Origin of the sequence: Geodermatophilus ruber (assembly GCF_900114385.1) — a bacterium.
Taxonomy (GTDB): Bacteria; Actinomycetota; Actinomycetes; order Mycobacteriales; family Geodermatophilaceae; genus Geodermatophilus; species Geodermatophilus ruber.
This window is the reverse complement of sequence record NZ_FOSW01000009.1, coordinates 146,475-160,965: the sequence shown is the minus strand read 5'-3', so window position 1 is coordinate 160,965 and position 14,491 is coordinate 146,475. Positions and strand designations below refer to the sequence as shown.

At 75.2% G+C, this 14,491-nt stretch carries 16 protein-coding genes; 6 read left to right on the top strand and 10 right to left on the bottom strand.

Going from position 1 to position 14,491, the window contains the following annotated elements; translation table 11 throughout:
• Nucleotides 1-6: 6 nt before the first annotated feature.
• Nucleotides 7-522: a DinB family protein gene (locus BMZ50_RS15570; RefSeq protein WP_091326246.1), complete on the top strand. Its 516-nt coding sequence runs from the start codon at nt 7-9 to the stop codon at nt 520-522.
• Nucleotides 523-576: 54 nt separating this feature from the next.
• On the opposite strand, the gene BMZ50_RS15565 is transcribed toward BMZ50_RS15570, so the two are convergent.
• From BMZ50_RS15565 to BMZ50_RS15540, 6 genes are all read right to left on the bottom strand, one after another.
• A complete protein-coding gene (locus BMZ50_RS15565; protein WP_091326244.1) occupies nt 577-1,755 on the bottom strand; it encodes a vWA domain-containing protein in 1,179 nt (392 codons plus the stop codon).
• A complete protein-coding gene (locus BMZ50_RS15560; RefSeq protein WP_245753670.1) occupies nt 1,748-2,647 on the bottom strand; it encodes an AAA family ATPase in 900 nt (299 codons plus the stop codon). The genes BMZ50_RS15565 and BMZ50_RS15560 overlap by 8 nt, the downstream gene beginning before the upstream one ends.
• A gap of 52 nt (nt 2,648-2,699) precedes the next feature.
• Nucleotides 2,700-3,584 carry an XdhC family protein gene (locus BMZ50_RS15555; protein ID WP_091326240.1) on the bottom strand — a complete coding sequence of 295 codons (885 nt, stop codon included), beginning with the start codon at nt 3,582-3,584 and terminating at the stop codon, nt 2,700-2,702.
• A 62-nt stretch (nt 3,585-3,646) separates the two neighbouring features.
• Nucleotides 3,647-6,040 carry an aerobic carbon-monoxide dehydrogenase large subunit gene (locus tag BMZ50_RS15550; RefSeq protein WP_091326237.1) on the bottom strand — a complete coding sequence of 798 codons (2,394 nt, stop codon included), beginning with the start codon at nt 6,038-6,040 and terminating at the stop codon, nt 3,647-3,649.
• Entirely contained in the window at nt 6,037-6,516 is a 480-nt protein-coding gene (locus BMZ50_RS15545; RefSeq protein ID WP_091326235.1) for a (2Fe-2S)-binding protein, read from the bottom strand. The genes BMZ50_RS15550 and BMZ50_RS15545 overlap by 4 nt, the downstream gene beginning before the upstream one ends.
• A gap of 2 nt (nt 6,517-6,518) precedes the next feature.
• Nucleotides 6,519-7,412: an FAD binding domain-containing protein gene (locus BMZ50_RS15540; protein WP_091326395.1), complete on the bottom strand. Its 894-nt coding sequence runs from the start codon at nt 7,410-7,412 to the stop codon at nt 6,519-6,521.
• A gap of 118 nt (nt 7,413-7,530) precedes the next feature.
• Between BMZ50_RS15540 and BMZ50_RS15535 the strand changes: the two genes are divergently transcribed.
• Nucleotides 7,531-8,505, top strand: a complete 975-nt coding sequence (locus BMZ50_RS15535; RefSeq protein ID WP_177212818.1) for a LysR family transcriptional regulator — start codon at nt 7,531-7,533, stop codon at nt 8,503-8,505.
• A gap of 46 nt (nt 8,506-8,551) precedes the next feature.
• Here the strand turns inward: BMZ50_RS15535 and BMZ50_RS15530 are convergent, their stop codons facing one another.
• The 3 genes from BMZ50_RS15530 to BMZ50_RS15520 all read right to left on the bottom strand — a co-directional run bounded on the left by BMZ50_RS15530 (nt 8,552) and on the right by BMZ50_RS15520 (nt 10,405).
• A complete protein-coding gene (locus BMZ50_RS15530) occupies nt 8,552-8,893 on the bottom strand; it encodes a hypothetical protein (RefSeq protein WP_091326232.1) in 342 nt (113 codons plus the stop codon).
• 71 nt (nt 8,894-8,964) lie between these two features.
• Complete coding sequence (locus BMZ50_RS15525) at nt 8,965-9,906, bottom strand: hypothetical protein (RefSeq protein ID WP_091326231.1); 942 nt, start codon at nt 9,904-9,906, stop codon at nt 8,965-8,967.
• Between the two features lie 58 nt (nt 9,907-9,964).
• A complete protein-coding gene (locus BMZ50_RS15520; protein WP_091326229.1) occupies nt 9,965-10,405 on the bottom strand; it encodes an ArsI/CadI family heavy metal resistance metalloenzyme in 441 nt (146 codons plus the stop codon).
• A 112-nt stretch (nt 10,406-10,517) separates the two neighbouring features.
• Here BMZ50_RS15520 and BMZ50_RS15515 point away from each other — a divergent pair, with 112 nt between their 5' ends.
• The 4 genes from BMZ50_RS15515 to BMZ50_RS15500 all read left to right on the top strand — a co-directional run bounded on the left by BMZ50_RS15515 (nt 10,518) and on the right by BMZ50_RS15500 (nt 12,670).
• On the top strand, nt 10,518-10,880 hold the full coding sequence (locus BMZ50_RS15515) for an ArsR/SmtB family transcription factor (RefSeq protein WP_091326227.1): 363 nt from the start codon (nt 10,518-10,520) through the stop codon (nt 10,878-10,880).
• Nucleotides 10,877-11,974 (top strand): ACR3 family arsenite efflux transporter, encoded by a 1,098-nt coding sequence (gene arsB, locus BMZ50_RS15510; RefSeq protein ID WP_091326225.1) that lies wholly within the window; start codon nt 10,877-10,879, stop codon nt 11,972-11,974. The genes BMZ50_RS15515 and arsB overlap by 4 nt, the downstream gene beginning before the upstream one ends.
• Complete coding sequence (locus BMZ50_RS15505) at nt 11,971-12,381, top strand: arsenate reductase ArsC (RefSeq protein WP_091326222.1); 411 nt, start codon at nt 11,971-11,973, stop codon at nt 12,379-12,381. Before arsB ends, BMZ50_RS15505 begins: the two co-directional genes overlap by 4 nt.
• Before the next feature lie 73 nt (nt 12,382-12,454).
• The gene (locus BMZ50_RS15500) at nt 12,455-12,670 is read left to right on the top strand and encodes a hypothetical protein (protein WP_091326220.1); all 216 of its coding nucleotides are present in this window, start codon (nt 12,455-12,457) and stop codon (nt 12,668-12,670) included.
• Between the two features lie 55 nt (nt 12,671-12,725).
• Here BMZ50_RS15500 and BMZ50_RS15495 read toward each other — a convergent pair whose 3' ends face one another.
• Nucleotides 12,726-14,399 carry a hypothetical protein gene (locus BMZ50_RS15495; RefSeq protein ID WP_091326218.1) on the bottom strand — a complete coding sequence of 558 codons (1,674 nt, stop codon included), beginning with the start codon at nt 14,397-14,399 and terminating at the stop codon, nt 12,726-12,728.
• Nucleotides 14,400-14,491: the final 92 nt, after the last annotated feature.

The window sequence follows — 14,491 nt, the reverse complement described above, 5'->3', positions numbered from 1 at the left end:
CAGGACATGTCCACCGCCACGACGACCCTGTCCCGCGAGCGCGCCGATCTCCTGGAGAGCCTCGACCGGCACCGCTCCTTCCTGCGGTTCACCGTCCGGGACCTGACCGACGAGCAGGCCACCCGGCGGACGACGGTCAGCGAGCTGAGCCTGGCCGGGCTGATCAAGCACGTCGCCAGCACCGAGGCGTCGTGGACCCGGTTCATCGAGGGCGGGCCGGAGGCGATGAGCGGCGGCTGGACCCCGGAGGCGTGGGCGCGCGAGTGGCGGCTGGAGCCGGGCGAGACCCTGGCCGACGTGCTGATGTCCTACGACGAGGTCGCCCGGCACACCGACGAACTGGTCGCCGCGCTGCCCGACCTCGACGCCGAGCACCCGCTGCCCGAGGCACCGTGGTTCGAGCCGGGCGCGCGCTGGTCGGCGCGGCGGACCCTGCTGCACATCATCGCCGAGACCGCCCAGCACGCCGGGCACGCCGACATCCTGCGGGAGTCCCTGGACGGCCAGAAGACGATGGGCTGAGCCCGCCCCGAGCCATCGAGATCATCGGCGCGTCGGGCTGCCAGCCGCCGATGCTCACGGCTCGGCGACGGCCGCGGCCAGCTGCTCGAGCGCGGCCAGGCTGTGGCCGCTGACGAACGCGTCGACCAGCGGCAGCGCCGCCGCCATCCCGCCCACCAGCGGGGCGTAGCCCGGGGCGGCCTTGCGGGGGTTCACCCACACGATCCGGTGCGCCAGCCGGCGCAGCCGCCGCATCGCCGCCGCGACGTCCTCCGGGTCGTCGGTCGCCCAGCCGTCGGAGAGCACGACCACCACGGCGCCGCGGGCCAGGCCACGGCGGCCGTGGCCGGCGACGAAGCCGCCGATCCCCTCGGCCAGCCGGGTGCCGCCGGCCCAGTCCGGCCCGGTCGCCCCCGCCCGGGCCAGGGCCTGGTCGGGGTCCCGGACGGCGAGCTGGCGGGTGAGCCGGGTCAGCCGGGTGGAGAAGACGAACGCCTCCGCCCGCGCCACGGCGACGGCGCCCTGCAGCAGCGACAGATACACCCGCGTGTACGGCTCCATCGACCCGGAGACGTCGCAGAGCAGCACCAGCCGCCGCGGCTGCGTCCGCCGGGTGGCCGCGACCAGCCGCACCGGATCGCCGCCGGAGCGCTGGGCGGCCCGCACGGTGCGGCGCAGGTCGAGCCGGTCGGCACGGCGGCGGGTGGGCCGGGTGCGCCGACTGCGCCGCTGCGGTGTGCTCAGCACCAGCCGGCGGACCAGCTCGCGCAGGCCGGCCAGCTCCTCGTCGGTGAGCTCGGCGAAGGAGGTGTGCCGCAGCCGCTCCTCGGTCGAGGCGGCGGCGAGGACGACGTCCCGCTGCCCCTCCTCGCCGTCCTCCGCCCCCGGCAGGCCGATCGCCCGCTGCTCCCCCGCTCCGGGGGGCGGCCGGTGGTCCGGCGGCGACGGGCGCACCCGGGGTCGCGCCCCGGCCGACGGGGGTGCGGTGGGGTCGCCGCGACGGTCGGCGGGGTCGAGGCGACCGTCGAAGACGGCGGAGAAGACCGCGTCGAAAACCGGCAGCTGCGCGTGGTCGGTGACCAGGGCGACCCGGCAGGTCCAGTACAGCGCGGTCCGGTCGACCGGGAGCACCAGCTGCAGGGCCCGCGCCAGGCGGGCGGTCCGCTGGGGGGTGGTCGGCAGGCCGGCCCGGTGCAGCGCCGTGGTGAGCCCGACCGCCAGCGGCCCCGGTGCGACGGCGGGCGGCTCAGCCACCGGCGGCCACCCAGGCGGCGCCGCGGGTCCGCGCGAGCTCCTGGTCGTCCCGGTTCTTCAGCAGCGACCCCCATGTCGCCTGGACCGCGGCGGGTTCGAGCCGGTCCACGCCCAGCACGGCGAGGGCGGCCACCCAGTCGATCGCCTCGGCGATGCCCGGCGGCTTGACCAGGTCCAACGAGCGCAGCCGGGTGAGCGCGGCGGCCGCGGCCAGGGCCAGCGGCTGGGCGCTGCCGGGCACCCGGCGGCGGACGATCTCGGCCACCGTCTCCCGCGAGGGGTGGTCGATCCAGTGGTAGAGGCAGCGGCGGGTGAGCGCGTCGTGCAGATCCCGGGTGCGGTTGGAGGTGAGGACGACGACCGGCGGGTGGGCCGCCCGCAGGGTGCCCAGCTCCGGCACGGTGACCGCCGCCTCGGCCAGCACCTCGAAGGTGAACGCCTCGAACTCCGCGTCGGCCCGGTCGATCTCGTCGAGCAGCAGCACCGCCGGCCGCGGCCCGGGGTGCTCGATCGCCTGCAGCAGCGGCCGCCGCAGCAGGTACTCCGGGCCGAAGAGGTCGTCCTCGGCCAGCGGCGCGCCCGACGCCTCGGCCAGCCGGATGCCCAGCAGCTGGCGCGGGTGGTTCCACTCGTAGAGCGCCTCGGCGGCGTCGATGCCCTCGAAGCACTGCAGCCGGTACAGCGGGGTGTCCAGCACCCGGGCCAGCGCCTTGGCCGCCTCGGTCTTGCCCACCCCGGGCTCACCCTCCAGCAGCAGCGGCTGCGGCAGCCGCACGGCCAGGAACAGCGCCGTCGCCAGCCCCGGGTCGGCCAGGTAATCGACGGCGTCGAGCGCGGCGGCCAGGGTCTCGACGTCGGGCACCCGCTCCCGGACCTCCTCCTCCGCCCCCACCCGCGCTGCCCCGGGACGGCCGAAATGGCCATTTCGACCCTCGGGAGCCGGGTCAGGAGGCGGGGGCATGGCCGGCCGGGTCGGCGAGGAAGGCGGTGCGGCAGCCCGGGCCGCAGAACCAGGTACTCACCCCGTCGAGGGTCACGTGCGGGGTGGCGCCGACCGCGGCGACGGTCATGCCGCACACCGGGTCGACCGCGCGGGCGGGTGGGGGTGGACGACGCTCGGCAGCCCGCCGCTCGGCGACGAGCTGCGCGAGCACCGACAGCGCGATCTCCCCCGCGGTGCGCGCCCCGATGTCCAGCCCGGCCGGGCTGCGCACCCGGGAGCGCTGCTCGTCGGTCACGTCGAGGGCGGCCAGCACCGCGGCGCCGCGGATCCGGCTGGCGATCAGCCCGACGTAGGGCACGCCCAGCCGCAGCGCCGCGGTCAGCGCGGGCTCCTCGCCCTGCCCGTGCGAGGCCACCACCAGCGCGGCATCGTCCGCCGAGGGGGCGGCGTCCTCCCCCGCGACGCGCTCGACGGCGAACCCGAGCGGACCCCCGAGCGCGCCCAGCGCCTCGGCGATCGGGCTGTCCCCCACGACCAGCATCCGCGGGGCGGGCACCCGCGGCTCGAGGAAGATCTCCACCGAGCCGCCGGACAGGCACGGGTTGGCGACGGTGACCGCGCCCTCCTCCGACGCCTGCGGCACCTGCTCCCCGGGGACGATCCGGAGCAGCAGCGGCTCCCGGGTCGACAGCGCCATCAGGCCGTACTCCCGCACCGACGACTCGGCGCACGTGCCGCCCACGAAGCCGTCGATGACCCCGTCGGAGCGGATGACGGCGGTGTCGCCGGCGTGCGCGCTGGCCGGCCGCTGCGCCCGCACGACGGTGGCGTGCACGAACGGCACCCGCGAGCGCACGAGCTCCTCGGCCCGTTCGGCGACGGTCATCTCTCTCCTTCCGTGCGGAGTGGATCCGTGGGCGTAACCCCGACGAATCCACTCCGCAGGCCTCAGATCGGCGGGGTCGCGCGGCCCTGCATGGCCGCCCAGACGCGGGCGGGGGTGCACGGCATGTCCATGTGCCGGACGCCGAGGGGCGCCAGCGCGTCGACCACGGCGTTGACCACCGCCGGCGGCGAGCCCACCGTCGCCGACTCCCCGATGCCCTTGGCGCCGATCGGGTGGTGCGGCGAGGGCGTCACGGTGTGGCCGGTCTCCCAGTCGGGGACCTCCATCGCGGTGGGGATCAGGTAGTCCATGAACGAGCCGCCCAGGCAGTTGCCCTGCTCGTCGAAGCCGATGAACTCCATCAGCGCCATGCCCACGCCGTCGGCCAGCCCGCCGTGCACCTGCCCCTCGATGATCATCGGGTTGATGCGGGTGCCGCAGTCGTCGACCGCGACGAACCGGCGCACGCGGACCTTTCCGGTGCCCCGGTCGACGTCGACCACGCAGACGTAGGCGCCGAACGGGAAGGTGAGGTTCGGCGGGTCGTAGGTGACCTCGGCGTCGAGGTTGCCGTCGACCCCCTCGGGCAGCGCGACCGTGCCGTGCGCGCCGAGGGCGATCTCGGCGATCGTCCGCCCGGCCGAGGGATCGCCCTGCACGTACCAGCGGCCCTTCTCCCACTCGAGGTCCTCGGGCCGGGTCTCGAGCATCGCCGCGGCGATCGCCCGCGCCTTGTCGCGCACCTTCCGGGCGGCCAGGGCCACCGCTCCCCCGCTGACCGGGGTGGAGCGGCTGCCGTAGGTGCCCAGGCCGAACGGCGTCCGGTCGGTGTCGCCGTGGACGACGTCGATGTCCTCGGGTGGGATGCCCAGCTCCTCGGCGAGGATCTGCGCGAACGTCGTCTCGTGGCCCTGCCCCTGGGTCTGCACCGACAGCCGGACGACGGCCTTGCCGGTGGGGTGCACCCGCACCTCGGCGCCGTCGTTCATGCCCAGCCCGAGGATGTCCATGTGCTTGCGGGGGCCCGCGCCCACGGTCTCGGTGAAGAACGAGACCCCGATGCCCATCAGCTCGCCCCGGGCCCGCTTCTCGGCCTGCTCGCGGCGCAGCTCGTCGTAGCCGGCCATCTCCAGCGCCTTGCGCATCGCCGGCTCGTAGTCGCCGGAGTCGTACTCCCAGCCGGTCTTGTTCCGGTAGGGGAACTGCTCGGGCCGGATGAAGTTGCGCAGCCGCAGCTCGGCCGGGTCCATCCCCAGCTCGGCGGCGAGGACGTCCACCATCCGCTCCACCAGGTAGACCGCCTCGGTGACCCGGAACGAGCAGGCGTAGGCCACGCCGCCGGGCGCCTTGTTGGTGTAGACGCCGGTGACCGCGCAGTGCGCGGCCTGCAGGTCGTAGCTGCCGGTGAAGATGGAGAAGAACCCGGCGGGGTACTTGGTCGGCTGGGCGGTGGCGTTGAACGCGCCGTGGTCGGCGAGCACGTGCGTGCGGACGGCGAGGATGCGGCCCTCGCGGGTCGCCGCGATCTCGCCCCGCATGATGTAGTCCCGGGCGAACGAGGTGGACATCAGGTTCTCCGACCGGTCCTCCATCCACTTCACCGGCCGGCCGGTCACGATCGAGCCGACGACGGCCAGGATGTAGCCCGGGTAGATGCCGACCTTGTTGCCGAAGCCGCCACCGATGTCCGGGCTGATCACCCGGATCTTGTGCTCGGGGATGCCGGCGACCATCGCGAACAGGGTGCGGTGCGCGTGCGGGGCCTGGGTGGTCTCGTAGAGGGTGAGCGTGCCGTCGACCGGGTCGTAGTCGGCGAGGGCCCCGCAGGTCTCCATCGGCGCCGGGTGCACCCGGGGATAGACGACCTCCTGGGCGACCACGACCTCGGCGGCGGCGAAGACCGCGTCGGTCTCGGCGGCGTCCCCGGCCTCCCAGTCGAAGACGTGGTTGTCGGTGCGGCCGGCGAGGTCGTCGCGGATGACCGGGGCGCCGGGGTCGAGGGCGCGGCGGGCGTCGATCACCGGCGGGAGCTCCTCGTACTCCACATCGATGAGCTCGAGGGCGTCGCGGGCCGCGTACCGGTCCTCGGCCACGACGAAGGCGACCTCCTGCCCCTGGAAGCGCACCTTGTCGGTGGCCAGCACGGCCTGGACGTCGGCCGACAGCGTCGGTGCCCACGCCAGGTTCAGCCCCTCGAGGTCCCTGCCGGTGATCACCGCGTGCACCTTCGGATGGGCCAGCGCCTCGGTGGTGTCGACCGAGACCAGCCGGGCGTGCGCCACCGGGGAGCGCAGGATCGCGCCGTGCAGCATGCCGGGCAGCACGATGTCGTCGACGTAGCGGCCCTTCCCGCGGACGAAGCGCGGGTCCTCCTTGCGCTGGATGCGGCCGAAACCGATCGGCCGGTCGGCCGACGTCGCGGCCGGGTTGGCCGGCCGGTGCTCCACCGCGGTCACGCCCGCACCTCCTCGGTGGCGGGGTGGGCGGCCGCCCAGCGGACGGCGCGGACGATCGTCGCGTAGCCGGTGCAGCGGCAGATCTGACCGGAGATCGCCTCGCGGATCTCGGCCTCGTCGGGATCGGGGTTGCGGTCCAGCAGCGCCCGGGCGGTCAGCATCATCCCGGGGGTGCAGAACCCGCACTGCAGGCCGTGCTCCTCCATGAAGCCCTGCTGGACCGGGTCGAGCGCGGCGCCGTCGGCCAGCCCCTCGACGGTGCGCACCTCGTGCCCGGAGGTCATGGCCGCCAGCGCGGTGCACGACTTCACCGGGACGCCGTCGACGAGGACGACGCAGGTGCCGCAGTTGCTGGTGTCGCAGCCCCAGTGGGTGCCGGTCAGGCCCAGGGTGTCGCGCAGGAAGTGCACGAGCAGCAACCGGGGTTCGACGTCGCGGGTGACCTCGGCCCCGTTGACGGTCATGGTGACCTGCATGCTCAGCCTCCCTGGACGGCGGTGAGGGCACCGGCGCCGGCGCGCTCGGCGGCGGAACGGAGCACCCGGCGGGTGAGCTCCTCGGCGAGGTGACGCTTGTAGTCGACCGGGCCGCGCTGGTCCTCGACCGGGGAGCTGGCCGCGGCGGCCAGCCGGCCCGCCTCGGCGAACACCTCCTCGCTGGGGTGGGTGCCGAGCAGCACCGCGGCGGCGTCGGTGGCCAGGCCCGAGAGCCCCAGGGCGGTCAGCCCGATGCTCGCGTCGGCGATCGTGCCGTCGTCGGCGAGGACGAGCGCGGCCCCGGCGGCGGCGACCGCCCAGTCCCCGACGCGGCGCTCGACCTTCTCGTAGGCGCTGCCCGAGCGCGGCCGGACCGGGAAGCGGACCTCGGTGATCAGCTCGTGCTGCTCGCAGGCGGTCTCGTAGGGGCCGCGGTGGAACTCCTCCATCCCGATCACCCGCTCGCCGGCCCGGCCGGTGATGACCACCCGGGCGCGCAGCACGTCGCAGACGGTGCTGAGGTCCTCGGCCGGGTCGGCCTGGCCCAGCGAGCCGCCGATCGTGCCGCGGTTGCGGACGACGGGGTCGGCGATCACCCGCTCCGCGTCGTGCACGATCGGCAGCAGCCGCCCGACCTGCGCGGAGGCGAGCAGGTCGGCGTGCGTGGTGAGCGCGCCGACCCGCAGCCAGTCGCCGTCCCGGATGAGGTGGCGCAGCTCGGCGAGGTCGCCCAGGTCGATGAGCCAGTCGGGCCGGGCCAGCCGCAGCTTCATCATCGGGAGCAGGCTGTGCCCGCCGGCGAGGACGCGGGCCTCCGGCCCGTGCCGTTCCAGCAGCTCCAGCGCGTCGGCGACGCTGGTCGCCCGCGCGTACTCGAAGGGGGCCGGTACCTGCACGGTGACTCCTCCGGCATGGGGGCCGCGACGCCGGGGCCCCTGGTGGCGCAGGAGCTTGTCCCTGCGCCCGACCTCCGTCAACATCCCGATAAGCAACCCCTTATCAGGGCGGGACACCGTGACGTTCACCCAGCTGCGCACGTTCGCGCTGGTGGCCGAGCTGGGTTCCCTGCGGGCGGCGGCGGCCGCCCTGGGGGTGAGCGAGCCGGCGGTCTCGGCGGCGATGGCGGCGCTGCGGGCCGACCTCGGCGACCCGCTGTTCCGGCGCGCGGCCGGCGGGATCGAGCTGACCGAGGGCGGGCGGGCGCTGGCCGCGCGGGCCCGGGAGCTGGTCCGGATGGCCGACCGCACCCGGCGCGAGGTGACCCAGGCCGCGACCACCCGGCGGCTGCGCGTGCTGGCCACCGCGGCCTGCGCCGAGCACGTCGCCGGCACGCTGCTCGAGGCCTTCACGCGGCGGGCGCCGCGCACCGAGCTGGACCTCGCCGTCGGGCCGGCCGCGGCGACCTCCGCCGCGCTGGCCGAGGACGCGGCCGACGTCGTGCTCGGCGCCCGGCCGGTCCCGGCACCGGGGCAGGCGATCGCGGCGGTGCCGTTCCTGCGCTACCAGCGGCTGGTCGTGGCCGCTCCCGGCCACCCGCTGGCCGGGCGGGGCCGGCTGAGCGTGGCGGCACTGGGCCGGCACCCCTGCCTGACCGGGCCCGCCGGGTGGGAGCCGGGCACCGAGGAGCGGCGCTGGGCCGAGCGCGCGGAGCGGGGGCGGGCGGGTAGGTCCCTGGACGTGCAGCGGCTGCCCAGCGAGGCGGCCGCGCTGGCCGCGGCCCGCGCCGGCGCCGGCGTGCTGCTCGCCCTGGGCCACGCCGTCCGTGACGACCTGCGCTCCGGGGTGCTGGTGCGGCTGGCGGTGGAGGGCACGCCGGTGACCGGGATGTGGTGGAGCGGGGTGCCCGGCGAGGGGCGGGCGGTCCCCGCGGCGACGGCGCTGCAGCGGTTCCTCACCACGCCGGAGGCGACCAGCGCGCTGCTGGCCGGCCGGGCCCCGCGGGACCGCGCCCGGCCCACCGTGCGGGTGGAGCTGTGGAGCAACAGCTGAGCACCGCACCGCCGCACGTCGAGGGCCGCGCCGGCCGCCGGGTCCCCTACGCCGGGTCCTCCTCCGGCTCGGCGGCGGCGCGGTCCGACGCGCGGGCTCCCTGCACCGACTGCCGCCCGCCGGAGACCCCTTCGGGCGCGGCCGGCCCGGAGCCGGCGCTCCCGCTCGCGGCACCCTCCCCGAGCACGACCTGGCCCTCGGTCATCTCCGGGTCGCCCGCCGCCTGCTCCACCGGCGCCGAGCCGGGCGCCGCCTCCGTCCCCCGGTCGTGCACCTCCTGCACGGAGCTGCCCCGCTCGGCGGCCTCGATCGCCTCGGCGACGTCGGCGCCGCTGCGGGCGTGGTCGGCCGGGGTGCCCTCGGTCGCCGGTTCCTGGGCTTCGCGCACGTGATCTCCTCGCCGACTGCGGTCGTGCGAGAGTGTCGGCCCCGGTCCCCCGGCGGGCAAGGGAATCCGGCTCATCCCTCCTCCAGCGCGCGCAGTGCGGCGACGGCGCGGTCGCGGGCGGCGACCGCCTCGCCGGCCCGCCGCTCGGCGGTACGGCGGTGCCGCTCGGCGCGCTGGAGCTCCTCGGCCACCTCGGCGGCCTCGTGCTCCGCGCGGGCCAGCTCGTCGGCCAGCTCCCCGACCCGCGCCTGGAGGTCGGCCCGGCGGGCATCGAGGTCGTCGACCCGGTGCCGCTCCTCCTCCGCCGAGGCCCGGGTCTCCGCAGCGACCGCGGTGGCCTCCTCGGCCGCGCGCCGGGCGTCCTCGAGCCGACGCTGCCGCTCCTCCTCCGCGACCCGCCGGGCCTCCTCCTCCGCGACCCGCCGGGCCTCCTCCTCCCGACGCCGCCGGCGCTCGGCCGCGCCCGTGCCGCGCCGGGTGGCTGGCGCCGTCCTCTCCGGCTGCGGCGGGGGGACCAGCCGCAGGACCGGCCGCGCGCCCGTCGTCCCCAGGCCGCTGTAGGACATCGGCGAGGTGAGCCGGCCGGTGAGCAGCGCCTCGCCGGCCTCGCGGTCGGCCAGCGCGGCGCGCAGCGTGTCCTCCACCTGGGCCTCGACGGAGCTGCTCACGCGGTGGTCGCGCTCGCGGGCCAGGGCCGCGGCCTGCCGGACGAGGGCGGCCAGCAGCTGGGAGCGCTGGCGGTTGAGCGCCCGCAGCTGGTCCCCGGCCAGGTTCTCCTGCGCCTCCCGGAGCAGGCCGCCGAGCTCGACGAGGGACGCGATCTCGTCGCGGTGCTCCCGCACGAGCAGGTTGCAGACCCACGCCGCCGTCGAGGGCTTGGGCAGTCCGCCCACCGCCCTGGCCAGCGCCCGGTCGCCTTCGGCGCGGGCGTCGTCCTGGCGCTGCTTGCGGAGGGCGGTGAACTCCTCGGGCGGCACCTCGTAGAGCTCGTCGGCGACCTCGTCGAGATCCACGGCACCCCCTCGCTGTCGTCGTGCCCTGCGAACTCGGCGTTCGTAGCACTCGGGGCGCTCAGGAGGCGCAGCAGCCGCCGTCGCCGCCGACCGCTGAACGCTCGAGCGCCTTCTCCCCCTCCAGCTCGGGACGGTCGTCACCGGTGACCGCGTAGACCTCCCACGGCTCCCCGCCCGGCCCGGTCACCCAGACCTTGTCCTGGACGGCGTAGCAGCAGGTGGTGTTCTCCTCGACGCGGGTGGCCAGGCCGGCATCGGCCAGTCGCGCGGTGGCCGCGCCGACCTCCTCGGGGGAGCCCACCTCGACGCCGAGGTGGTCCATGCGGGTGGCCTCGCCGGGCGCGCCCTCCAGCAGGACCAGCTTCAACGGCGGCTCGGCGAGGGCGAAGTTCGCGTAGCCGGGGCGGCGCTTGGCCGGGACGGCGCCGAACAGCCGGGCGTAGAAGTCGACGGCGGCGTCGAGGTCGGCGACGCGGAGGGCGAGCTGGACGCGGGACATGGTGGGCCTCCTGGGCTCTGGCTGTCAGACATCGACGGGCGTCGATGGCCACGAACCCACCACAAGACATCGATGCTTGTCAATACGATGGCTGTCGTTATGATCTGCACCGATGTCCGCACCCGAGGAGACGACGATGAGCGACCCCGGCCTGGCGTGCTGCACGCCGCTGACCGGCACGGCGATGTCCGCGGAGCAGGCCGAGCGGGTCGCTCCCCTGCTCAAGGCGCTCGCCGACCCGGTGCGGCTGCGGCTGGTCAGCCTGATCGCCTCCAGCGCCACCGGGGAGGCCTGCGTCTGCGACCTGAACGACGCCTTCGACCTGACCCAGGCGACCATCAGCCACCACCTCAAGGTGCTGCACTCCGCCGGCCTGCTCGACCGGGAGAAGCGCGGCGTATGGGTCTACTACGCGGTGCGGCGCGAGGCGCTGACCGCCGTCGCGAACCTCTTCGAGATGCCGGCGCTCGCGTGAGCGACGCCGTCCGCGAGACCGGGGTCGCCGGCGCCGAGGCACCCGTCCTGCAGCGGCTGTCCACCCTCGACCGGCTGCTGCCCGTCTGGATCGTCGCGGCCATGGCAGCGGGCCTGCTGCTGGGCCGGCTGGTGCCCGGCCTGGACGACGCGCTGTCGGCGGTGGAGATCGGCAACGTCAGCCTGCCGATCGCGATCGGGCTGGTCCTGATGATGTACCCGGTGCTGGCGAAGGTCCGGTACTCCGAACTGGACCGGGTCACCGGCGACCGCACGCTGATGGTCGCCAGCGTGGTGCTCAACTGGCTGGTCGGGCCGGCGCTGATGTTCGCCCTCGCCTGGCTGCTGCTGCCCGGCCAGCCCGAGTACCGGACCGGGTTGATCATCGTCGGCCTGGCCCGCTGCATCGCGATGGTGCTGATCTGGAACGACCTGTCCTGCGGCGACCGCGAGGCCGCCGTGGTGCTGGTCGCGATCAACTCGGTCTTCCAGATCCTCGCCTTCGCCGCGCTGGGCTGGTTCTACCTGCAGGTGCTGCCGGGCTGGCTGGGGCTGTCGACCACGTCGACGGACTTCAGCGTGTGGGCGATCGCCGGCTCGGTGCTGGTCTTCCTCGGCATCCCGCTGCTGGCCGGCTTCCTGACCCGCACGCTCGGCGAGCGGGCGCAGGGCCGCGACTGGTACGAGGGCCGGTTCCTGCCGCGCATCGGCCCGGTCGCCCTCTACGGGCTGCTGTTCACCATCGTCATGCTCTTCGCCCTGCAGGGGGGCGCGATCACCTCCCGGCCCTGGGACGTCGCCCGCATCGCCGTCCCGCTGCTGGCCTACTTCGCCCTCATGTTCGGCGGCTCGTTCCTGCTCGGCCGGCGGCTGCAGCTGGGCTACGCGAAGACCGCCACGCTCGCGTTCACCGCCGCCGGCAACAACTTCGAGCTGGCCATCGCCGTCGCCATCGGCACCTTCGGCGTCACCAGCGGCCAGGCGCTGGCCGGCGTCGTCGGCCCGCTGATCGAGGTCCCGGTCCTGGTCGCGCTGGTCCACGTCGCACTGGCGGCACGGCGCCGCTGGTTCCCCGCCGAGGAGGTCCTCCGATGAGCGATCGACCCAGCGTGCTGTTCGTCTGCGTGCACAACGCCGGCCGCTCCCAGATGGCGGCCGGCTGGCTGCGCTCCCTCGCGGGGGACGCGGTCGAGGTGCGCTCGGCCGGCTCGCTGCCCGCCGATCGGGTGAACCCCGCCGCGGTCGAGGCGATGGCCGAGGTCGGCATCGACATCGGCGACCAGCAGCCGAGGGTCCTGACCACGGACGCCGTGGCGACCTCCGACGTCGTCATCACGATGGGCTGCGGCGACGCCTGCCCGGTCTACCCCGGGAAGCGCTACCTGGACTGGCCCCTGGCCGACCCGGCGGGCAAGGGGGTCGACGCCGTCCGCCCGATCCGCGACGAGATCGAGCGGCGCGTGCGGGCCCTGCTGGCGGAGCTGTCACCCGCACGGGGGTGACCCTCGCCACACCCGCGTCCGGCCCGCGGCTTCGTGGCGCCGGCGAGGGAAACCCCGGGGTGACACTGACCTCATGCAGGAGCGCACGCCCGCCGGCAGCCCGCTGGCGCACACCCTCGCGAACACCGCGCTGATCGTCGTCGTCCTCGGGGTGCTCCCGCTCGCCTGGGACGCCGCGACGGTCTGGAAGGTGCTCGGGCCGGTCGTCGCCGTCCTCTTCGCGGGCCGGGCCGTCGCGCAGGTCCGGCGGCAGGTGTTCAGCACCTCCCCGCGGCAGGTCGGCGTCTGACACGTGCAGCAGCCCCGGCCCGACGACGTGGACCGGGGCTGCTGCACGTGCGGGACTAACCGAGGACCAGCACCCCGAAAAGCGTGGCCACCACCAGCCCGGCCATGACCGGCAGGAAACACCGCCGCGCCAGCTCCACCGCCGGCACCCGGACGAATCCGGCGACGGCGAGCAGCGAGGACCAGGCGACCAGCGTGCCGCCGCCGGACCAGATGTTGCCCATCTGGCCGATGGCCGCCAGCGTCGGGCTGCTGACGCCCGCCCCCTCGGCGAGCGAGCCGGCGAGCGAGCCGGTGAGCGGCAGGCCGGAGAAGCCCGAGCCCTCGAGCCCGGCGATGAGGCCGACGAGCAGGATCCCGAAGGCGGTGATCAGCCCGCTGGCCGGCAGCTGGTCCTGGCCGGCGACCACCAGGTCGTACAGGAACGCCGGTCCGGTGACGCCCTCGCCGAGGCTCATGATCTGGCCGGAGAACTCCCCGTTGCCCAGGAAGAAGAACCCGGCGATCGGCAGGACCACGCCCATCGCCTTGAAGGCGAAGACCAGGCCGTCGACGATGTGCTCGGCGGAGGTCTCCATGAAGGTGCTCCGGTCCCGGGCGAACGCGGCCCCGAAGACGGTGAGCAGCGCGATCCCGCCGACCAGCGCCGCCGCGTCGCCGCCCTGCAGGTCCGGCACCGCGTCGGAGACGCTGGCGATCACCAGGTAGATGATCAGCGCCAGGTAGGCCAGCGGCACGAAGACCGCGAAGAACTTCGACGCCGCGGGCTTGTCCACGACGGTCACCGTGTGCGCCTCGGCCGGGACCGGCTCCCCGGCCGGCGTGCCGCGCAGCGCGACACCGTGGCCCACGATCCGCGGCTCCCCCGCCGAGTTGAGCGGCACCGGAGAACCGGCGCCGGCCCCGACGAGCTCCCGCTCCGCGGCGACCGTGGCCGGGCCGGTCGGGCGGCCACCGGCGCCCACCGCCCCGCCGCCCCCGGCGGTCCCCCCGCCTGCGGGGCCCTCCGGTCGGTCGGCGTCCGGGTCGGCCTCGGCCGAGTCGGACCGGCGGTCGGCGGCTGCGTCCCACTCGTCGAGCCACTGGTCCGAGGGGCGGCGGATGTTGCGGATCTCCATGGCGTAGCCGATGGCCAGGGCGATGCCGCCGACGATCAGCGACAGGACGAACGCGCGGTCGGCGACCACGGCGGGGTCGGCGTTGGCCGCGGTCGCCGACAGCCCCGGCGCCACGCGGATCACGTAGTCCGAGGACAGCGCCATGCCCTGGCCGGCGATCGCGACGGTGAACCCGGCGGCCAGCGGCCGCAGTCCCGCCCGGATGGCCACCGGGACCAGGACGGCCCCGATCAGGGGCACCGCCGGCGTCGGCCAGAAGAACAGCGAGATGAAGTACGTGACGATCACCAGCGTCCAGAACGCCAGGTGCCCGTTGCGCATGACCCTTCGGAACGGCGCGACCATCCTCCGGTCGGCGCCGAGCCCTTCGAGCGACCGCAGCATCGCGGTGACCATCGCGATGATCAGGAAGATGCTGAAGAGGCTGGTCGCGGCGACCAGGCTCGCGTTGAAGACCGAGGACAACCCCGTCGCCAGACTTCCCGTGTAGACCAGCGCGGTCAGGAACGTGGCGATGACGGCCGGCACCACGATGTTCTTGCGCATGATCATCGTCGCCAGGATGACGACGACACCGGCCAGGAAGACCCAGTGCGCTGCTGTCAGTTGCATCGACGCCCCTAGGGGTGAGCCCAATGTGATGGAGAGCAAAGGTCCCGGATCGTCCGGGTGCCGTCCATGAGCGATGTGCACACTCGCCCCAC